The organism is Streptomyces avermitilis MA-4680 = NBRC 14893 (assembly GCF_000009765.2).
GTDB lineage: Bacteria > Actinomycetota > Actinomycetes > Streptomycetales > Streptomycetaceae > Streptomyces > Streptomyces avermitilis.
In genome coordinates, this window is the sequence record NC_003155.5 from 4,828,096 (window position 1) to 4,847,748 (window position 19,653).

General features: G+C 73.7%; 16 protein-coding genes and 1 pseudogene. 9 read left to right on the plus strand and 8 right to left on the minus strand.

Going from position 1 to position 19,653, the window contains the following annotated elements; translation table 11 throughout:
* Positions 1-230: 230 nt before the first annotated feature.
* Positions 231-1,281 (minus strand): annotated as a pseudogene (locus SAVERM_RS20180) (hypothetical protein).
* A gap of 132 nt (positions 1,282-1,413) precedes the next feature.
* Between SAVERM_RS20180 and SAVERM_RS20185 the strand changes: the two are divergent.
* Complete coding sequence (locus tag SAVERM_RS20185) at positions 1,414-3,996, plus strand: helicase C-terminal domain-containing protein (protein WP_010985342.1); 2,583 nt, start codon at positions 1,414-1,416, stop codon at positions 3,994-3,996.
* 64 nt (positions 3,997-4,060) lie between these two features.
* Positions 4,061-5,704 carry a DNA repair helicase XPB gene (locus SAVERM_RS20190; RefSeq protein ID WP_010985343.1) on the plus strand — a complete coding sequence of 548 codons (1,644 nt, stop codon included), beginning with the start codon at positions 4,061-4,063 and terminating at the stop codon, positions 5,702-5,704.
* Here SAVERM_RS20190 and SAVERM_RS20195 read toward each other — a convergent pair.
* Positions 5,662-6,690, minus strand: coding sequence for a glycosyltransferase 87 family protein (locus tag SAVERM_RS20195; protein ID WP_078234476.1), 1,029 nt, complete (start codon positions 6,688-6,690; stop codon positions 5,662-5,664). The genes SAVERM_RS20190 and SAVERM_RS20195 overlap by 43 nt on opposite strands.
* Positions 6,691-7,242: 552 nt before the next feature.
* On the minus strand, positions 7,243-7,437 hold the full coding sequence (locus tag SAVERM_RS20200; protein WP_037644680.1) for a hypothetical protein: 195 nt from the start codon (positions 7,435-7,437) through the stop codon (positions 7,243-7,245).
* Positions 7,438-7,888: 451 nt separating this feature from the next.
* On the opposite strand from SAVERM_RS20200, the gene SAVERM_RS20205 reads away from it, so the two are divergent.
* Positions 7,889-9,853, plus strand: coding sequence for a HelD family protein (locus SAVERM_RS20205; protein WP_237529430.1), 1,965 nt, complete (start codon positions 7,889-7,891; stop codon positions 9,851-9,853).
* Positions 9,854-9,965: 112 nt separating this feature from the next.
* On the opposite strand, the gene SAVERM_RS20210 is transcribed toward SAVERM_RS20205, so the two are convergent.
* The 3 genes from SAVERM_RS20210 to SAVERM_RS20220 all read right to left on the minus strand — a co-directional run bounded on the left by SAVERM_RS20210 (position 9,966) and on the right by SAVERM_RS20220 (position 12,947).
* The gene (locus SAVERM_RS20210; RefSeq protein WP_010985347.1) at positions 9,966-11,195 is read right to left on the minus strand and encodes a trypsin-like serine peptidase; all 1,230 of its coding nucleotides are present in this window, start codon (positions 11,193-11,195) and stop codon (positions 9,966-9,968) included.
* Positions 11,196-11,382: 187 nt separating this feature from the next.
* Entirely contained in the window at positions 11,383-12,081 is a 699-nt protein-coding gene (locus SAVERM_RS20215) for a copper homeostasis protein CutC (protein WP_010985348.1), read from the minus strand.
* 188 nt (positions 12,082-12,269) lie between these two features.
* Positions 12,270-12,947 (minus strand): maleylpyruvate isomerase family mycothiol-dependent enzyme, encoded by a 678-nt coding sequence (locus SAVERM_RS20220; RefSeq protein ID WP_010985349.1) that lies wholly within the window; start codon positions 12,945-12,947, stop codon positions 12,270-12,272.
* Between the two features lie 47 nt (positions 12,948-12,994).
* On the opposite strand from SAVERM_RS20220, the gene SAVERM_RS20225 reads away from it, so the two are divergent.
* Positions 12,995-13,663, plus strand: a complete 669-nt coding sequence (locus tag SAVERM_RS20225; RefSeq protein ID WP_037644679.1) for an HD domain-containing protein — start codon at positions 12,995-12,997, stop codon at positions 13,661-13,663.
* Between the two features lie 2 nt (positions 13,664-13,665).
* Positions 13,666-14,673, plus strand: coding sequence for a phytoene/squalene synthase family protein (locus tag SAVERM_RS20230; RefSeq protein ID WP_159028996.1), 1,008 nt, complete (start codon positions 13,666-13,668; stop codon positions 14,671-14,673).
* Here the strand turns inward: SAVERM_RS20230 and SAVERM_RS20235 are convergent.
* Both SAVERM_RS20235 and SAVERM_RS20240 read right to left on the minus strand, forming a co-directional pair.
* On the minus strand, positions 14,663-14,947 hold the full coding sequence (locus tag SAVERM_RS20235; protein WP_010985352.1) for a DUF4031 domain-containing protein: 285 nt from the start codon (positions 14,945-14,947) through the stop codon (positions 14,663-14,665). The genes SAVERM_RS20230 and SAVERM_RS20235 overlap by 11 nt on opposite strands.
* Complete coding sequence (locus tag SAVERM_RS20240) at positions 14,944-15,327, minus strand: hypothetical protein (protein ID WP_010985353.1); 384 nt, start codon at positions 15,325-15,327, stop codon at positions 14,944-14,946. Before SAVERM_RS20240 ends, SAVERM_RS20235 begins: the two co-directional genes overlap by 4 nt.
* 56 nt (positions 15,328-15,383) lie before the next feature.
* On the opposite strand from SAVERM_RS20240, the gene SAVERM_RS20245 reads away from it, so the two are divergent.
* From SAVERM_RS20245 to SAVERM_RS20260, 4 genes are all read left to right on the plus strand, one after another.
* Positions 15,384-16,310, plus strand: a complete 927-nt coding sequence (locus SAVERM_RS20245; RefSeq protein ID WP_010985354.1) for a MurR/RpiR family transcriptional regulator — start codon at positions 15,384-15,386, stop codon at positions 16,308-16,310.
* Positions 16,311-16,426: 116 nt separating this feature from the next.
* Positions 16,427-17,362, plus strand: coding sequence for an N-acetylmuramic acid 6-phosphate etherase (murQ, locus tag SAVERM_RS20250; RefSeq protein WP_010985355.1), 936 nt, complete (start codon positions 16,427-16,429; stop codon positions 17,360-17,362).
* 16 nt (positions 17,363-17,378) lie between these two features.
* On the plus strand, positions 17,379-19,016 hold the full coding sequence (locus SAVERM_RS20255; RefSeq protein WP_010985356.1) for a PTS transporter subunit EIIC: 1,638 nt from the start codon (positions 17,379-17,381) through the stop codon (positions 19,014-19,016).
* A complete protein-coding gene (locus SAVERM_RS20260) occupies positions 19,013-19,600 on the plus strand; it encodes a hypothetical protein (protein ID WP_010985357.1) in 588 nt (195 codons plus the stop codon). The genes SAVERM_RS20255 and SAVERM_RS20260 overlap by 4 nt, the downstream gene beginning before the upstream one ends.
* Positions 19,601-19,653: the final 53 nt, after the last annotated feature.

A 19,653-nucleotide genomic window follows, 5' to 3' on the forward strand; every position in this document is an offset into this window, starting at 1 on the left:
GCCCAGGATGGGCACCGCCCCGGACCGGGGCCCGTACCCACCCGGACCGGCACCCCGCACCGCACCCCGAATCCCGCACCGCACCGCACCGCACCGCACCTGCACCAGACCCACACCCCGCCGCGGACCCGAATCCGTACCGGACCGGCCGTGGCAGCGGAACCGGAACCGGAACCCGCGCGGGCCCACCCGCGCAAGATCACGGCACGCCCCTCCACGCGCCGCCCGCGTCAGCGTCGCCGCTGGGACCGCCACACCAGGAACAGTGCCGAGGCGACAGCCGCCCCCCGCACCACCCACGGCCAGGTCTCCGTGACCGCGTCGTTCATGTGTCCCGTGGCGATCGGATCCCCCCACCGGCGCTCCGTACGGCCCCACAGCCAGACGATCCCCGCGGCCGCGGCCGCCCCGGGCAGGCCCAGGACCGCCCACTTCGACTCGACGGGCGTCAGCCGGCGGGAGGCGTAGGCGATGAGCCAGCCGAGCCCGAGCGCGAACCAGTTGCCGAGGACGGCACCGGCGACGAGAAGCCCGGCGGCCAGCAGGAGCAGCGGGTTGCTCCAGCCGCTGAGCCGGGGCCTGAGCAGCATCCGGCGCGGAGGCGCGGCGGCGGCCTCCTCGCCCGCGGGAGCGCCGGCCGGCGAGGCGTCGACGACCGGTTCGGCTCCCGGCCCCTGCCCGGCCCCGTGCGGCCGGTCCTCCCGCGCGCTGTCCTCCTGCGGCGGCTTGAGTATCTCGGGGATCTCCACGCCCCCGGTGAACCCGGGCACGCTGTCCCCGAGCCCGAACGGACTGCTGTCCGTCCGCCACCAGTCGGGCTGCGTGGCACTGTCCCCCAGCTCGTGCGTGCCGGCGAGGTGCGGCGGGGAGGGCGCGTCCCGGTCCCGTTCGTGAGCGGACCGCCCGGAACCGGTAACCTGAACGTGAACCGGAGTCGGCCGGCCGCGGACGCGGTACGACCCGGCGCAACCCCCTCGGCCGCGCCTCGGGTTCGGGTTCGCTCACCCGCTGGACGGGGACGGCGGCCCGCGCCTCGGCGGCGCCCCCGGCCGTACCGTCACCCGCGGCGGCGACGACCTCGTCGGGCGTGCCCAGGCGGGCGAGGATGCGACGGACGACGGCCGGACTGTCGACCGGGGTCTTCGCCCGGCGCCGGTCGATCTCGTTGCGCAGCTCGGAGACGAGCCGCATCCGCGTCCCCGACGGCAGCTGCCGCTGCTGGGCCAGGTCTCCGACCCGGCTCAGATAGTCGAAGACGAGCTGGTCACTCTCGATCCCCACGAAGTCCCCTCCGGGGCGGGCGCGTTGGATACCCCGTGGTGACGACGGTAGCGCAGGCGGGCGGCAATCGGCCGGTCCGGCGTTCGCGGACGCGCACCCCCGCCGTCACCCCCACCCGCTAACGTGGATCGGATGAGCAACGAGGACAAGCCGGCGGCAGCCCCCCGTTCCCTCGCGGAAGCGCTCCGCGCGCGGGACGACGCGTCCCTGTCCGCCCTCCTCCGCGCCCGCCCGGACCTCATCACCCCCGTCCCCACCGACCTCACCCAGCTCGCGACCCGCGCCGGCACCCGCGCCAGCGTCGTACGCGCCCTGGAGCGGCTCGACCGGTTCACGCTCCAGACGGCGGAGGCCCTCGCCGTGGCCCCCGACCCGGCGACGTACGACGAACTCCTCGCCCTGATGGCGGGCGACGACGCCGACCGGGCCGTCACGAACGCCCTCCCGCGGGCCCTCGCCGCCCTGCGGGACCAGGCCCTCGTCTGGGGCTCCGACGACCGGCTCCGCCTCGTCCGCACGGCCCGCGAACTGCTCGCGCCCTCCCCCCAGCACCCGTCCCCGACCGGCCTCGGCCCCACGGTCGCGGAGGCCACGGCGGGCATGTCCCCGGGCCGGGTGCAGGAGATCCTGACGGCCGCCGGGCTGCCGACCACGCACGACGCGGTGTCGGCCGTGGCGTCGCTCGGCGCCCTCTTCTCGGACCGCACCCGCATGTCCGCGCTCCTGGACGAGGCCCCCGCCGACTCGCTCGACGTGCTGTCCCGCCTGGTCTGGGGTCCGCCGTACGGGCAGGTCACCGCGGACCCCGCGACGCGGCTGCGCTGGCTCCTCGACCGCGGGCTGCTGCTGCCGACGGCGCCCGGCACGGTCGTACTGCCCCGGGAGGTGGCCCTCCATCTGCGGGCGGGCCGCGCGCACCGTTCCACCGAGCCGCTGCCGCCCCAGGTCGAGATCGCCGCGACCCACCGTCCGCCGCTGGTGGACGCGACGGCGGCCGGCCAGGCGTACACCGCGCTCGCGACGGTCGAGGAGCTGCTGAAGGACTGGCACGAGGGCGGTCCGGCCGTGCTGCGGGCCGGGGGCCTGAGCGTGCGGGACCTCAAGCGGACCGCGGTGGCCCTCGACGTGCCCGAGCCGACGGCCGCCTTCTGGGTCGAACTCACTTACGCGGCAGGCCTGTTGGCGTCGGACGGCGAGGCGGAGGAGCGGTACGCGGCGACCCCCGCGTACGACGAGTGGCTGGAGCTGCCCGCCGCCGAGCGCTGGAGCCGGCTCGCCACCGCGTGGCTGGCGGCGACCCGCACGGCGGGCCTGGTCGGCGGCCGGGACGCCAAGGAGCGCACCCTGTCGGCCCTCGGCCCCGGCCTGGACCGCTCGGCCGCGTCCGAGGTCCGCCGCCGGGTCCTGGCGCTGCTCGCCGATCTGCCCGAGGGCGCCTCGGCCGCACCCGCTTCCGTACTGGCCCGACTGCGCTGGGAACGCCCGCTGCGCGGCACCCACCCGTCCCCGTCCCCGTCCTCGGCGCCCTCCTCCTCGGACGATCTGCGCACCCGCCTCGCCGAGTGGACGCTGTCCGAGGCGGAGCAGCTGGGGTTCACGGGCCGGGGCGCACTGTCCTCGCACGGCCGCGCACTGCTGGGCGCGCCGCCCGCGCCCGCGAAACCCCCGGCCCCCTCCGGCCCGGGCGACAAGCTCCCCGTCCACCACAGGCACCACGACATGCCCGCCGAGCCCCAAGCCGCCCCGCTCTCCCCCGCCGAACAGGCGGCGGCCGCCGCCGAGGCCACCCGTCTCCTCGCCCCGCTCCTGCCCTCCCCCCTGGACCACGTCCTGCTCCAGGCGGACCTGACCGCGGTGGCGCCCGGCCCGCTGGAGCGTCCGCTGGCCGACACGCTCGGCGTGCTCGCGGACGTGGAGTCGAAGGGCGGGGCGACGGTCTACCGCTTCACGCCCGCCTCCGTGCGGCGCGCCCTGGACGCGGGCCGTGCGGCGTCGGACCTGCACGCGTTCCTCGCGGCCCACTCGCGGACGCCGGTCCCGCAGCCCCTCGCCTATCTGATCGACGACGTGGCCCGCAAGCACGGCCACCTCCGCATCGGCGCGGCCTCGGCCTATGTGCGCTGCGACGACGACACCCTGCTGAACGAGATCCTCGCCGACAAGCGCTCCGCCGGACTCCGGCTGCGCCGGCTGGCCCCCACGGTGCTGGCGGCCCAGGCCGACCCGGCGACGCTGCTCGAAGGCCTGCGCGCGATGGGCTTCGCGCCGGCCGCCGAGTCCGCCGAGGGCGATGTCCTGATCACCCGCGCCCACGCCCACCGCACCCCGCCGCGCGCGGCCCCGGAGCCGGTCCCCGACGGCCCCCCGGTGCCCGACACGACGCTCCTGACCGCCGCGGTCCGCGCCATCCGCGCGGGCGATCTGGCCTCCACTGCCCCGCGCAAGCCGACCGCCGACCCGGCCGGCGCGGACGGCGGCCTCCCGCGCACCAGCTCCGCCGAGACCCTCGCCACCATGCAGGCCGCCGTCCTCACCGGCGAGGCGGTCTGGATCGGCTACGTCAACGCGGAAGGCACCGCGAGCCAGCGCGTGATCGCCCCGATCCGCGTGGAGGGCGGCTTCGTCACTGCCTACGACCACACGGCGGACGAGGTCCGCACGTACCCGCTGCACCGGGTCACCGGAGTGGCGGAACTGGCCGACGACCAGGCGTGATCATCCTCCGGTACGGCACACTGGAGGTTTGGCCGTACAGAGCCATGCAGAAAGGGTGCCGCGCGTGAATGGTCCACTCATCGTCCAGAGCGACAAGACACTCCTGCTCGAAGTCGACCACGAGCAGGCGAACGAGTGCCGACGGGCCATCGCGCCGTTCGCCGAGCTGGAGCGGGCGCCCGAGCACATCCACACCTACCGGGTGACCCCGCTCGGGCTGTGGAACGCGCGGGCCGCCGGGCACGACGCCGAGCAGGTCGTGGACGCGCTCGTGCAGTACAGCCGGTACCCCGTGCCGCATGCCCTGCTCGTGGACATCGCCGAGACGATGGACCGCTACGGGCGGCTGACGCTCTCCAAGCACCCGGCCCACGGGCTGGTGCTCACGACGACGGACCGGCCCGTGCTCGAGGAGATCCTCCGGTCCAAGCGGGTCGCCCCGCTCGTCGGCGCCCGCCTCGACCCCGACACCGTCGCCGTGCACCCCTCCGAGCGCGGGCAGATCAAGCAGACGCTGCTGAAGCTGGGCTGGCCCGCCGAGGACCTCGCCGGTTACGTCGACGGGGAGGCGCACCCGATCGAGCTGGCCGAGGACGGCTGGGCGCTGCGGCCGTACCAGAAGCAGGCCGTGGAGAACTTCTGGCACGGCGGCTCCGGCGTGGTCGTGCTGCCCTGTGGCGCGGGCAAGACGCTCGTCGGTGCCGGGTCCATGGCGCAGGCCAAGGCCACCACGCTCATCCTCGTCACCAACACCGTCTCCGCCCGCCAGTGGAAGCACGAGCTGGTGAAGCGGACGAGTCTCACCGAGGACGAGATCGGTGAGTACAGCGGTACGAAGAAGGAGATCCGGCCGGTCACCATCGCCACGTACCAGGTGCTGACGACCAGGCGGAAGGGCGTCTACCCGCACCTGGAGCTGTTCGACTCCCGTGACTGGGGACTCATCGTCTACGACGAGGTGCATCTGCTGCCGGCGCCCGTCTTCAAGTTCACCGCCGATCTCCAGGCGCGGCGGCGGCTGGGGCTGACGGCGACCCTCGTGCGGGAGGACGGGCGCGAGTCGGACGTCTTCTCGCTCATCGGGCCCAAGCGGTTCGACGCTCCGTGGAAGGAGATCGAGGCGCAGGGGTACATCGCGCCCGCCGACTGCGTGGAGGTGCGGGTCAATCTGACGGAGACCGAGCGGCTCGCGTACGCGACCGCCGAGACCGAGGAGAAGTATCGCTTCTGCGCCACCACGGCGACGAAGCGGAAGGTGACGGAGGCGCTGGTCCGGAAGTTCGCCGGGCAGCAGATCCTCGTCATCGGCCAGTACATCGACCAGCTCGACGAGCTGGGCGAGCACCTGAACGCGCCCGTCATCAAGGGCGAGACCAGCAACGCGCAGCGCGAGAAGCTCTTCGACGCCTTCCGGGAGGGCGAGATCAGCGTCCTCGTCGTCTCCAAGGTCGCGAACTTCTCCATCGACCTGCCGGAGGCGACCGTCGCCATCCAGGTGTCGGGCACGTTCGGCTCGCGCCAGGAGGAGGCGCAGCGGCTGGGCCGCGTCCTGCGGCCCAAGGCGGACGGCCACCAGGCCCACTTCTACTCGGTCGTCGCCCGCGACACCATCGACCAGGACTTCGCCGCGCACCGCCAGCGCTTCCTGGCGGAGCAGGGCTACGCCTACCGGATCATGGACGCGGACGAGCTCCTGACGGAGAGCTGAACCAGGACGAGCAGCGCGAGCAGGGGGTAGGGCGAGGCCGGCGGCTGCTGCCACCAGGAGAGCTGGAGGTCCAGGTCGCCCTGGTGCGGGAGCAGCCACAGCGTGCGCGCCGTGAAGACCGCGGCGGTGGCCGCGGCCTGGCGCGGGTGGCCTTCGGCGTACAGCACGGCGATCAGCGGCAGGCACCACACCCAGTGGTGCGACCAGCTGATCGGGGAGACGAGCAGGGCGGTGAAGGCGGCGAGCAGGATGCCCCGGCGCTCGCTGGTGGCGCGCCGGGCGAGCCAGAGGCCGGCGCCCGCGACGACCGCGGTGGGCAGCGCCCAGGCGAGGCCGGGCGACGGCTCTCCCAGCACGCGGGCGACCAGCCCCTGAAGCGACTGGTTGTCGACGATCCACGCCTTGCCGACCCGGCCGGTCTCGAAGATCCGCCGGGTCCAGAAGTCGACGCTGGCGGCGGGGAGTAGGAGCGCGCCCAGCAGTACGGTCCCGGCGAAGGCGGCCGCGGCGGTGGCCGCTTCTCGTCGCCGGCCCCTGAGCAGCAGGTACACGATGAAGACGGCGGGCGTCAGTTTCACCCCGGCCGCGATGCCGAGCGCGGCTCCCCTGCACCGGGCGCCGGGGCGGGTGAGGTCCCACAGGACCAGGCAGGCGAGGGCGAGGTTGATCTGCCCGAAGAGGACGGTCTGGAAGACGGGTTCGAGCCAGAGGGCGAGGGCCGTGGCGGCGCAGACGGCGGGGAGCGGCGCCGGGCGGCCCGCGAGCCGGCCGGAGAGCCGGACGAGCGCGGCCAGCAGGGCCACGTTCCCGGCGACGAAGGCCACCTTGAGGGCGCCCGGGGCAAGCCAGGTTGTCGGTACGAACAGGAGCGCCGCGAAGGGCGGATACGTGGCCGGCAACCCCCACTCGGTGACCGTGAACCCGTACAGATCCGCACCGCTCAGCACGGCGGCGCCCGCGGCCCGGTAGACCAGGGCGTCGGCCATGGGCACGCCCTGGAGGAGACAGAGCGCCCCGAAGGAGCCGAGCGAACAGGCGAGAAGGACGACGCTCGCGGTGGCGGGGTGCCGGAGACGGGCGAGGCGGGACAGGGCGGGGGCCGGCGCAGGCGCCGTCGCACGGGCCGTTGCCACGAAGCGGCGCGCACGTGCCACCGCCACGACTGACCGCACAGGGGCCGCCGCAACGGACCGTGTACCGGCCGACGCCACCGACCCCGTACGGGCCGACGCCACCGACCCAGTACCGGCCGACGCCACCGACCCCGTACGGGCCGACGCCACCGACCCAGTACCGGCCGATGTCACCGACCCCGTACCGGCCGACGCCGCTGATCGTGCGCGGGTCATCGCTACTGATCGTGCGCGGGCCATCGCTACAGATCGCGTACGGGCGATCACATTCCGTCGGGTCACGGAAACGGACCCTAGTGCCCGGGCATCCCGGCCCGGCCGCGGCTCACAGACCCGGCGGCGCCCACGGCACCCACCGGCGGAACCGGTGAAGCCCACGGCACCCACCGGCGGAACCGGCGGAGCCTACCGGCGGTGGACGCCCGCTTCTTCGCCGTACTCGCCGAGGAGCACCACGTCCATCGCCGCGCGGGCGAAGACCTTGACGGCGCGCAGGGCGTCGCCGAGGAGGTGGCGGTGGTGGACGTCGGCCCTGAGGGCGGTGGCGCCGGACGCGGGGCTGTGCCGGGCAGGGCCCGGAGAGAAGGTCGCTGCGCTCATACATCCATCATGGATCCGGCCGCGGCGAATGCGTCGGTCCCAGGACGTAACCCGCACGGCCCCGCCGTACACCTCGGGTCCGTCCCCCGTACGCCCACGGAGGGACCCCGCCCCTTAGGGGCTCCGGCCCGGCCCACCCCAGGGACACCCGGTTCCCTGGTCCGGCGCCCGTATAAATCCGTTGGCTCCCGCATCCTCCCGTCACCTACAATCTCCGCTCCTGCCCGCCTCCCTTCACGGAGAGCCGCCGCCCGGACGGAAACCGGGCGGCAGAACCGCCACCACCCACACGCGACCGTCGACCGTCGGCCGACCCGCCCTCGCGGCAGCCGGCCGGCGCACCGCCACGCCCCGGAGGCATCTCCCCGTGTCCAGCCTGTCCGAGAGTCCCGCCGACCCCCTCTCCCGCGAGCGCGCCCACCTCGCCGGCTCCCGTGCGGCCCTGCGTGCGATGCGCGAGGACGTGGAGAACCTCGACATCCGCGACGTCACCGCCAACTGGGTCAACGCCGAAGTCCTCGCCCGCCAGATCGACGACCGCATCAAGGCGCTCGCGGACCTCAGCCACACCCCCCTCTTCTTCGGCCGCCTCGACTACCTGCACGCCCCGGGCGCCGACCGGGCGGAGGGCGCCGAGGGCGAGCGTTTCTACATCGGGCGCCGGCATGTGCACGACGCCGAGGGCGACCCGATGGTCATCGACTGGCGCGCGCCCGTGTCGCAGCCGTTCTACCGGGCCTCGAAGAAGGACCCGCTGGACGTCGGGCTGCGCCGCCGCTTCGGCTACACGGCGGGCGACCTCACTGCGTACGAGGACGAGCACCTCTCCGACCCGGCCGAGGCGGCCACCACCAGCAAGCTGCTCCAGCAGGAGATCGAGCGCCCGCGCGTCGGCCCGATGCGCGACATCGTGGCGACCATCCAGCCCGAGCAGGACGAGATCGTACGGTCGGGACTGTCCGGCTCCGTCTGTGTCCAGGGCGGGCCCGGCACCGGGAAGACCGCCGTCGGCCTCCACCGGGTCGCGTATCTGCTGTACGCCCACCGTGAGCGACTCGCCCGCACCGGCACCCTGGTCATCGGACCGAACAGGTCGTTCCTGCACTACATCGAGCAAGTGCTGCCCGCCCTGGGCGAGTTGGAGGTCAAGCAGGCCACGGTCGACGACCTGGTCGCACATGTCGAGATCCGGGGGACCGACGACGCGGCCGCCGCCGTCATCAAGGGCGACGCCCGGATGGCCGAGGTGCTGCGGCGGGCCGTCCGCTCGCACGTCACCCTGCCCACCGAGCCGGTCGTGGTGGTGCGCGGCTCCCGTCGCTGGCGCGTACCCGCCTACGAACTCGAGCAGATCGTCCGGGAGTTGATGGACCGTGACATCCGCTACGGGGCCGCCCGCGAGGCGCTGCCGCAGCGGATCGCGCACGCCGTCCTGGTCCAGATGGAGCGGTCCGGCGAGGCGCCCGACGACCGGGTGCAGGACGCCGTCGCCCGCAACGCCGCCGTGAAGGCGGCCGTCAAGGCGATCTGGCCGCCCGTCGACCCCGCCAAGCTCGTCCTGCGTCTGCTCACCGACGCGGACTTCCTCGCCGTGCACGCGGACGGAGTCCTCGAGGAGGACGAGCGGAAGGAGATCCTCTGGGCGCGGCCCGTACGCAGCACGAAGACCGCCAAGTGGTCGGCCGCCGATGCCGTACTGATCGACGAGGCGACCGACCTCGTCCAGCGGACGCATTCGCTCGGGCACGTCGTGCTCGACGAGGCACAGGACCTGTCCCCCATGCAGTACCGGGCCGTCGGCCGTCGCTGTACGACCGGTTCGGCGACCGTGCTCGGCGACCTGGCGCAGGGCACGACCCCGTGGGCGACGCGGAGCTGGGACGAGGCGCTGGCGCACCTCGGCAAGGGCGACGCGGTGATCGAGGAGCTGACGGCCGGTTTCCGCGTGCCCACCGATGTCATCACGTACGCGTCCCGGCTGCTGCCGCACATCGCGCCCGGACTGACGCCGGTGGCGTCGGTGCGTGAGAACCCGGGCTTCTTCGAGGTGCGTACGACGGCCACCGACGCCGCGGTGATCGACGCCTGCGCGGAACTGCTCCGCAACGAGGGCTCGATCGGCCTGATCGCCGCCGACGCACGTGTCCCGGCGCTGGCCGAGGCGCTCACGGCGGCCGGGATCGGCCATCTCGGTCCGGGCGAGGAGACGACGCACGACACCCGGCTCACCCTCGTACCGGCGTCGCTGGCCAAGGGCCTGGAGTACGACTACGTGGTCCTGGACGAGCCGCGGGCCGTCGTCGACGGCGAACCGGACGAGCGGACGGGCCTGCGCCGCCTGTACGTGGCCCTCACCCGTGCGGTCTCCGGCCTGATCGTGACGCACACGGCGCCCCTGCCGAGCCAGCTCGGCTGACGCACACGAAGCCCCCGGCGCCCACCGGCGCCGAGGGCCCCGTCGTCGTCACGTCGTCGTCACGAGATCGTCGCGCCGGGCCCGAAGGCCGGCCGCCCTACCTGAAGCCGCCCTACTTGAACTTGTTGCTGGTCGCCAGATAGACCTGCTTGGCGTTCTTGCCCAGGCGCGGTCCGGACACGAAGGTCCGGCGGTCGCTCAGCGAGTTGTTGGACACCAGATACGTACGCCCGTTGTGCGCCAGGAACCAGGGTCCGCCCGACGCCCCGCCGTTCAACGTGCAGCCGAGCATGTACTGGGCCGGGTAGTCGCTCGGGTAGCGGTAGCCGAGCACCAGGCGCTTGGTGGCGCCGCGGCAGTCGTACATCTTCGAGCCGTCGTACGGCGACTCGGCGGGGTAGCCGCGCGCCTTCATCGTCTTGATCTTCTTCGCCGACGGGGCGTTGAACCACACCGGCAGGGCCGAACCGATCTGCTCCTGAAGGGACTTGCCGCCCTTCTCGGGCTTCACGTGCAGCACGGCGTAGTCGTACGCGTAGGCCGTCGTGGCCTGGTGGGCGCCGCCCTTGATCCACGCCCCGGACGTGGTCGCCCAGTCGGACCACCAGATGCCGTACGGGGAGACGCTCTTGGAGCGTGCGTTCTGGGAGGCCTGCTGGATGTTCAGCCGGGCGTCGTTGTTGTACGACGGCACGAAGGCGATGTTGCGGTACCAGCCGCCGCCCTTGCCCGCGTGCACGCAGTGGCCGGCGGTCCACACGAGGTTGGACTTGCCGGGGTGCGCCGGGTCGGTGACCACGGCGGCGGAGCACACCATGGATCCCTGGGGGCTGCTGAAGAACAGCTTGCCGACGGGCGGCGCGGAGTGGTGGTAGCTCGCCGCCACCCGCGTGGCCGACTTCTTCTTCACCGTGCCGTCGGGCAGGTACGTCTTGGTGGTGCCGCTGGAGCCGGAGCTTGCGCTGCCCGCGTCGACGACCGCGGGTGCGTTCGCCTTCGCCTCGGCCATTTTCTCCGGGGTCCAGAAGTTCTCGATGTACGGGTTGGCGAAATCCTCCGCCTTGGAAGCCCAGTTGCTGTAGTCCTTCCAGCCGCCGTTCTTCCACTGCCGCAACGCTTCACCGGTGAGGTCGGTGGGGACGCCGGCCGGGAGCTTGTAGCCCCCGATGGTGGTGTCCCCGTCGTCCTGACCGGTGTCGATCTTCTGGTCCGCCTGGGCCGACGACGACGGCGATGCCTTCGCGTCGTCGGTCTTCTCGCTGTCGCAAGCCGTTGCGGTGACCAGCACCGCGGCGATCACGGCGGTTGCGGCCGTGACGCCGCGGCGGCGTATGGATGGCATGGAGCTTTGTCCCCCTGTGACTGAAACTTGTCATGCCCCGGCTTGGCCGGGAAACGTCCCTACTATGCATGCAGAGGGCGGTTCAGTGATCGCCGGGGGACACTCCGCACACAACAACTACCGGGCGGAGATCCCTCCGTGACATGACGTCACGTCAGGACCCGAGGCCGGGTGGGGCCACGCGCGGTCACGCGTCGACGGCGGTCCGCCACTCCTGTACGGCCTGTGCCGAGACCGGCCCGGACCAGCCGGCCGGGCGGGCCGCGCCGCCGATGTGGAAGGCGTCGATGCCGGCGGCGCGCAGCCGCGGGACGTGGTCGAGACGCAGGCCGCCGCCGACGAGGAGCCGCTGGGTGTAGCCGGGCTCGCCGCTGCGGGCGGCCTCGGCGAGCAGGGTGGGCAGACCGTCGTCCACGCCGTCGGCCGACCCCGCCGTGAGGTACGCGTCGAGCCCCGGCAGATCCGCGAGCTGCTTGCGCAGGGCGTCGCGGTCGGCGGCGCGGTCGATCGCGCGGTGGAAGGTCCAGTGGCAGCCGTCCAGGTCGGCGACCAGCCGCTCCACGGCGTCGAGGTCGGCACCGCCGTCCTCACCGAGGAACCCGAACACGAACTCGTCGGCGCCCGCGGCCCGCAGCTCCCCGGCGGCGCGGACGAGCGCGGCGAACCGGTCGGCGTCCCCCGCCGCGAACCCGTCCGCCGGCCGCAGCATCACGCGCAGCGCGATGTCGACGGCGGCCCGGATCCGGGCGAAGGTCTCCACCGGCGGGGTCAGCCCGTCGGCGGACATGTCCGCGACCAGTTCGAGGCGGTCCGCGCCTCCGGCCTGGGCGGCGACCGCGTCCTCGGCGTCGAGGGCGATCACCTCCAGGACTGCACGCGTGCTCATAGGACCCCTTCCGTTGGTTCTCCTCGGAGCGGCTACAGGTCTAGTCCAATCTCCAAGACTACGCCCGTACGCGCCGCGCCCGCGAGAAGATCACCGGGAGCGGGTCGAACCAGCCACCGCGAACGCCGGCCACCGTGTCCGCCGGAAGCCGAGTCCGCCAAAAGCCGTGCCCGCCGGAAGCCGGCCGGTCAGCGTCCGAAGATGTTCAGCTCCCGCTCCCCCGCCCCCGCGAGTTCGTACCGCGTGCCGACGAGCGGGCGGCCCGCGTACAGCCGTACGAGGGTCGGGGCGTCGCCGATGTAGCGCGCCGGGGTCCGGTCCCCGGCCGCGTCGCCCAGCAGCAGCGGCTCGTCGAGGTCGTCGAGGTCGGCGTGCAGCGGGACGTGCCGCTTCTCGCGGCTGACGTGGGCGAGCAGCAGGAGCGCGTGCGCCAGCCCGCCGCCCCCGTACGCCCCCGGCTCCCCGAACGCCTCGCGCACGTCGCCCGCGTGCACCCACTCGCCGAGCGCGACCATGTCGAGGGCGCCGCCCGCCTTGGCGATCACGGCCCCCGCCTCGGTCATGCCGCGTTCCAGCTCGTCGACGACCTGCGTGTTCGTCCAGTCACCGCGCTCGGCGATGTCCCGCTCGTTCGCCTCGGGACTGAACACGCCCTCCTCGAAACGGCTCTCCACCACCCGCGTCAGCGCGGCCGAACAGTGCGCGAGCACATGCCGCACCGTCCACCCGGGACAGGCGGTCCGCAGCGCGAAGTCGCCGTCGGGACGGGCCCGCAGGAGGGGAATCAGGGCGTCGCGCTCGGTGCTCAGGAGGCGGCCGGGAAGCTCGGGGTCTCGTACGTCGTCATACCGGTCTGCGATCGTCATGCCTCCCACGCTAGGGGCCCACCGGCGCGGACGGGAGAATGAGGCGCATGGTCGATCACGACGCACTGCACCGCCGCTGGCTCGGCGCCCTGGTCGGGGCGCGGGGCGGCGCCGCCCAACCCGATCCGGCGCCGTACGGCGAGAACCTGCTGCGTCGCTGGTCGGAGCCGCAGCGGCGCTACCACACGGTCGAGCACCTCGCGGCGGTCCTCGATCGCGTCGACCTGCTGGCGGAGTACGCGGACGACCCCGACGTGGTGCGTCTGGCCGCCTGGTTCCACGACGCGGTCTACTTCCCCGACCGCTCGGAGAACGAGGAGCGTTCCGCCCGCCTCGCCGAGCGCGCGCTCCCCGAGGCCGGGGTGTCCGGGGCGAGGACCGCGGAGGTCGCCCGCCTCGTCCGCCTCACCGTCACCCACGACCCGGCCGACGACGACCGCGACGGCCGGGTGCTGTGCGATGCCGACCTGGCGATCCTGGCGGCACCGCCGAAGACGTACGCGGCGTACGCGGCCGCGGTCCGCGAGGAGTACGCGTTCGTTCCGGACGACTCGTTCCGGGCGGGCCGCGCGGCGGTACTGCGCCAACTCCTGGACCTGCCCAGGCTGTTCAGGACGCCGTACGGGGAGCGGGAGTGGGAGGAGCGGGCCCGGGAGAACCTGCGGGAGGAACTGGCGCGGCTCGACGACCGCGGGACCAGCGGAGCGGCACAGTGAAGGTGACGAAGACGTCCGGCGCCGTGCGGACACCCTGGCAGCGCGCCCTGGACTCGGCCGGGATCACGACAGCCAAACTGCGCCGCGACTACACCACCGCCGCCCGGCGGCTCCTGACCCGCGAGACCGCCGGCTACGCGGCCGTCCGCGCCCTGCTGCCCGCCCGGTTGCAGCCGCACCTGGTGGCCGCCACCGCGTTCTCCTGCGCCACCGACGACATCGTGGACGCCGAGCGCCCCGTCGCCGTGCGCACCGCTGCGTTCGGGCGATGGCGTGAGGCGACCCGCACGGCGCTGGACACCGGCCGGTCCCGCTTCCCGGTACTGCGGGCCTACGCCCACACCGCGGCCGTGTGCGAGCAGTCCCCGGGCGGCGTCCTGGAGTATCTCGAAGGGACGGCGGGCGACCTGGAGTTCACCGGCTTCGAGACCGAGGCGGCCTACCAGGCGTACGTGGACCGCCTCACGCTGCCGTTCCTGATGATCAGTACGGGGCTCCAGTACCCGGGGGGCGGCGACCCGGCCGTCCGCGCGCGCTGGCGCCCCTTCGCCGACGCCAGCCAGCGCCTGGACTTCCTGACCGATCTGCACACCGACCTGCGTGCGGGGCGGCTGTGCCTGCCGCGCGAGGACCTGACGCGGCACGGGGTCACGGTGACCGATCTGGCGGGGGCGCGGGACACGTACGGGGTACGGCGGCTGATCGCCGAGACCTGCGCCAGGACGCGTGCGGCGCTGACCGAGGCGCACGGCGTCCTGGAGATCGCCACCCCCGACTACCAGCCCCTGGTCCGGGCCGGACTGTCCCTCTGGGAACACCGTCTGAACGAGGTGGAGCGCCGGGGTGCGGCCGTCCTGCGCCGCCCGGTGTCGACGGGAATCCGCGAACCGCTCTCGATCCTGCTGCGCGAGACGCGGGAGCGGGGGCGGGAACGGGAGCGGGGGCAGAGACAGGGACAGGGACAGGGACAGGGTCGCGCGTCGGCCTCGGACGGGGTATTCAGCGACTGACCGGGCCCGCGGGACCCCGGTGCTTCGGCCTGCGCAGCCCGGACGCGTGCAGCAGTCGTACGACCTCGCGGCTGCTGACCTCCAGCGCCCCCGCCCGCACCGCGTCCGCGTACCGGTGGGAGGGAAGGTCGTAGTGGTCGCGCTCGAAGGCCCGCCGGGGGACGCCCAGCCCGTCGGCGAACAGGCGCAGTTCGTCGAACGAGACGTCGCTGACCAGGTGGGACCACAGGTGTCCGTGCCCCGGCCAGGTGGGTGGATCGATGTACAGCGTCACGAGGACGACTTCCCGCCTGTCGCCGACCCCAGCGTCCCCACCGACGCGACCTTCACGCCCGCCTTGTGGCACACCCAGTGCGGGTCGGGGCCGAGCTCCGGCTCGACGTCGAGCGCGTGCGGGTCGCCGGCGCCGCACACCGGGCACAGCGGCCAGCGGCCGTACCGCTCCAGCAGCGCGTCCTGCACGTCCTGCGCGACCAGCCCGGCCACGTAGTCCGCGCCGTCCGGCCACTGCTCGAGCCACCAGCGGCGCTCCACGACGGACTCCTCGACGAGGGAGACGACGTCCGCCTCGGCGACCTGGCCCGCGACCAGATCGGCGAGCACCAGGGCGCGAGCCGCGTGCAACGCCTGCTCCAGGGGGCTGATGGGGTCCATGCATCCATTGTGCGCACTCTTGACCGTAGCTCCGAACAGAAAATATCTTTCATGGCGTGACCCATGACGTGAAGGAAATTTTCGCGGGCACGACCGGCGGGGCGCCGCCCGCCCCCGCCGCGCTCGCGGCCAAGGTGCGCACGCTCGCGCCGTCGATGACCCGCTCCATGCAGCGGGTCGCCGAAGCCGTCGCCGGCGACCCGGCCGGCTGCGCCGCCCTCACCGTCACCGGCCTCGCCGAGCTCACCGGCACCAGCGAGGCCACGGTGGTACGCACCGCCCGCGTCCTCGGCTACCCCGGCTACCGCGACCTGCGCCTCGCGCTCGCCGGTCTCGCCGCCCAGCAGCAGTCGGGCCGCGCGCCCGCCGTCACGGCGGACATAGCGGTCGACGACCCCATCGCGGACGTGGTCGCCAAGCTCGCGTACGACGAGCAGCAGACCCTCGCCGACACCGCGGCCGCGCTCGACACCGTCCAGCTCGGCGCGGCCGTTACCGCCCTCGCGGCCGCCCGCCGCGTCGACGTGTACGGCGTGGGGGCCTCCGGTCTCGTCGCCCAGGACCTCACGCAGAAGCTGCTGCGCATAGGCCTGATAGCCCACGCGCACAGCGATCCGCACCTCGCCGTCACCAACGCCGTGCAGTTGCGCGCCAAGGACGTGGCGATCGCGATCACGCACTCCGGCTCGACCGGCGACGTCATCGAACCCCTCCGGGTCGCCTTCGAGCGCGGGGCGACGACGGTCGCGGTCACCGGCCGTCCGGACGGGCCCGTCACGCAGTACGCGGACCACATCCTGACCACGTCGACGGCGCGCGAGAGCGAGCTGCGCCCGGCCGCGATGTCGTCCCGCACCAGTCAACTGCTCGTCGTGGACTGCCTGTTCGTGGGAGTGGCGCAGCGGACGTACGAGACGGCGGCGCCGGCCCTGTCCGCCTCGTACGAGGCGCTGGCGCACCGGCACCGCAACACTCCGCGGTAGCGCTCCGCGGTAGACCGGAAGGACTGAACGCCGCGGGTCGCCCATGGCCGGTCGCGCAGTTCCCCGCGCCCCTGAGGGGCGCGACACCACACCGCACGTGGAAAGAGCCACCCCAGATGACATCCATGTCCCACCACCGCAGTCTTCAGGCCGAGTTGGAGACGCTGACGACCGAGGCGTTCCGGCCCGAACTCGCCGAGATCGACCAGTTGCCCACCCTGGAGATCGCGCGGCTGATGAACGGCGAGGACGCGACCGTCCCCGCCGCGGTCGCCGCCCGCCTCCCGCAGATCGCCGCCGCGATCGACGCCGTCGCCGACCGGATGGCCCGGGGCGGCCGCCTGGTCTACGCGGGCGCGGGCACGGCCGGCCGGCTCGGCGTGCTGGACGCGTCCGAGTGCCCGCCGACCTTCAACACGGACCCGTCCGAGGTCGTGGGCCTGATCGCGGGCGGCCCGAGCGCCATGGTGACGTCGATCGAGGGCGCCGAGGACTCGAAGGAGCTGGCGGCCGGGGACCTGGCCGGGCTCGGGCTGACGGCGGACGACACGGTGGTCGGTGTCTCCGCCTCCGGCCGCACGCCGTACGCGATCGGCGCCGTCGAGTACGCGCGGGCCCGGGGCGCCCTCACCGTCGGCCTGTCCTGCAACGCGGACAGCGCGCTCGCGGCGGCCGCGGACCACGGCATCGAGATCGTGGCCGGCCCCGAGCTGCTCACCGGCTCCACCCGGCTGAAGGCGGGCACGGCCCAGAAGCTCGTCCTCAACATGCTGTCGACGATCACGATGATCCGCCTCGGCAAGACGTACGGGAACCTGATGGTCGACGTACGCGCCTCGAACGAGAAGCTGCGGGCCCGCTCCCGCCGCATCGTGGCCCTGGCGACGGGCGCGGCGGACGAGGAGGTCGAGCGGGCCCTCGCGGCCACGGACGGCGAGGTGAAGAACGCGATCCTCACGATCCTGGGCGGGGTCGACGGACCGACCGCCGCCCGCCTTCTGGAGGAGAGCGACGGCCATTTGCGCGCGGCGCTCGCGGCGGCGCCCCGCTGAGCAGCACGCTCGGCAGGTGCGTACCACTCCTCACTCAGCCACGGCCGCCGCGATCCTCCCCCTGGTCGGCGGCGCCGCGAACGTCACCTCCGTCGCCCACTGCATGACCCGCCTGCGCCTGGGCCTGGCCGACCGCTCCCTGGTGGACGAGGAATCCCTCAGGGCGCTGCCGGCCGTGCTGGGGGTGGTGGACGACGACACGTACCAGATCGTCCTCGGCCCGGGAACGGTCGCGAAGGTGACCCCGGAATTCGAGAAACTGCTGGCATCGGAAACCACCGAGGCACCGGCGAACGCGCTGCCGGTGACCGCCGGGGCCCCGACGCCCGCAGCACCGACGGCCGCCGAGGGACCGGCGACCTCCGAGACTCCGGTAGCCGCCGAGCCCCCCGCTCGCGGTAGCGCTCCCGGTACCGAGGCCGCCCGGCTCGCGGCGCGCGGCGCCGCCTTGAAGGCGGCTCAGCGGCAGCGTCACGCGACCCCCGTACGCCTTCTCCTGCGCCGGATCGCCAACATCTTCGTCCCGCTGATCCCGGCCCTGATCGGCTGCGGCGTCATCGCGGGCGTGAACGGCCTGCTCCTGAACCTGGGGTGGCTGCCCTCCCTCACCCCCGCCCTCGCCGCCGTCGCCTCCGGCTTCATGGCCCTGATCGCGGTCTTCGTCGGTCACCACACGGCGAAGGAGTTCGGCGGCACCCCGATCCTCGGCGGCGCGGTGGCGGCGGTGATCGTGTACGCGGGGGTGGCGAAGGTGACGGTGTTCGGTACGACGCTGTCCCCGGGCCAGGGCGGTGTCCTCGGCGCGCTGGCGGCCGCGCTCCTGGGAACGTACGTCGAGAAGTGGTGCCGCACCTGGGTCCCGGACACCCTGGACGTCCTCGTCACCCCCACGCTCACGGTCCTGCTGACCGGCCTGGTGACCCTGTACGGCCTGATGTACGCGGCCGGAGCGGCCACGTCGGCCATCGGCACGGCGGCGACCTGGCTCCTGTCCACGACGGGCGTCTTCGCCGGCCTGATCCTGGGCGGCCTGTTCCTCCCCCTGGTGATGCTGGGCCTGCACCAGGCCCTCATCCCCCTCCACACCACCCTCATCGAACAGCAGGGCTACACGGTCCTCCTCCCCGTGCTGGCGATGGCGGGCGCGGGCCAGGTCGGCGCGGCCCTCGCGGTGTACGTCCGGCTGCGCCACGACCACTCCCTGCGTACGACGATCCGGTCGGCGCTCCCGGCGGGCCTGCTCGGCGTGGGCGAACCCCTGATCTACGGCGTCTCGCTCCCCCTCGGCCGCCCGTTCCTCACGGCCTGCGCGGGCGGCGCGGCGGGCGGCGCCTTCGTGGGCCTCTTCTCGATGCTGGGCGACCGGATCGGCTCGACGGCGATCGGCCCGTCGGGCTGGGCCCTGTTTCCGCTGCTGGCGGGGAGCGGGGGCCTGCTCCCCAGCGCCGCGATCTACGCCGGCGGCCTGCTGACGGGGTACGCGGTGGGGTTCGGGGCGACGTACTTCTTCGGCTCGTTCGGCGTTGTCGGTGGCGTGTGCGAGGCTGAACGCACTGATATCGCCGCACCGACCGGCACCGCCGCACCGGCCATGACCACCACCCCGACCGACACCGCCGCCCCGCACGACCCGGAAGGGAACCGCACCCTGTGAACCACGCGCAACTGACCGCTCTGGGCCGCGCCCTGCGACTCGTCGGGGAGCACGGCGAGGCACTGAGCTCACAGACGCCCGACGCGCGCCTGCACGAGGTCAAGGCCGACCTGAAGCGGGCCCTCGACCTGCTGGAGGACAGCGTCAGCGCGGCGGCGCCCAGCACCCGCTGCGCCGAGCATCCGAACGGCCCGGTCGACGAGGACGCGCCCGACCTGTGTCTGCTGTGCGAGACGCGCCGCCGCGCCGCCCGCCGCTCCCAGGTGAACGACACGTACCCGCACGGCAGGCCGCCCGGCGCGGACGGCACCGCCGAGCGCGCCCAGTCCCGCTACGGGGTGCGCGGCGACCGCCCCCAGCCCCAGCAGCGCTGGCTCCCGGAGCTGTGGAACGGCCAGGTCTGGCAGCTGTGCGGCACCCCGCGCCGGGACAAGCGCGAGGCGGAGCAGTACCTCGCGGCGCAGCGCAGAGGCCCGCGCCCGGCGATGGCCTACCGCCTGGTGCACGAGTTCACCGACTACGAGGTCCTGCGCATCTGGGGCGAGCCCCTGAAGGTGGACATCGAGCCGATGGGAAACCTGTAGAAGCGCCGCTGGGAACCCGTAGGAGCGCCGCCGGGAACCCGTAGGAGCGCCGC

Excerpts from the sequence above, each read along its gene's own strand:
- SAVERM_RS20185 (WP_010985342.1), top strand. The coding sequence starts at position 1,414 with ATGAGCAACGAGGACAAGCCGGCGGCAGCCCCCCGTTCCCTCGCGGAA.
- SAVERM_RS20195 (WP_078234476.1), bottom strand. The coding sequence starts at position 6,690 with ATGGCCGACGCCCTGGTCTACCGGGCCGCGGGCGCCGCCGTGCTGAGC.
- SAVERM_RS20200 (WP_037644680.1), bottom strand. The coding sequence starts at position 7,437 with ATGAGCGCAGCGACCTTCTCTCCGGGCCCTGCCCGGCACAGCCCCGCG.
- SAVERM_RS20205 (WP_237529430.1), top strand. The coding sequence starts at position 7,889 with ATGCGCGAGGACGTGGAGAACCTCGACATCCGCGACGTCACCGCCAAC.
- SAVERM_RS20210 (WP_010985347.1), bottom strand. The coding sequence starts at position 11,195 with ATGCCATCCATACGCCGCCGCGGCGTCACGGCCGCAACCGCCGTGATC.
- SAVERM_RS20215 (WP_010985348.1), bottom strand. The coding sequence starts at position 12,081 with ATGAGCACGCGTGCAGTCCTGGAGGTGATCGCCCTCGACGCCGAGGAC.
- SAVERM_RS20220 (WP_010985349.1), bottom strand. The coding sequence starts at position 12,947 with ATGACGATCGCAGACCGGTATGACGACGTACGAGACCCCGAGCTTCCC.
- SAVERM_RS20225 (WP_037644679.1), top strand. The coding sequence starts at position 12,995 with ATGGTCGATCACGACGCACTGCACCGCCGCTGGCTCGGCGCCCTGGTC.
- SAVERM_RS20240 (WP_010985353.1), bottom strand. The coding sequence starts at position 15,327 with ATGGACCCCATCAGCCCCCTGGAGCAGGCGTTGCACGCGGCTCGCGCC.
- murQ (WP_010985355.1), top strand. The coding sequence starts at position 16,427 with ATGACATCCATGTCCCACCACCGCAGTCTTCAGGCCGAGTTGGAGACG.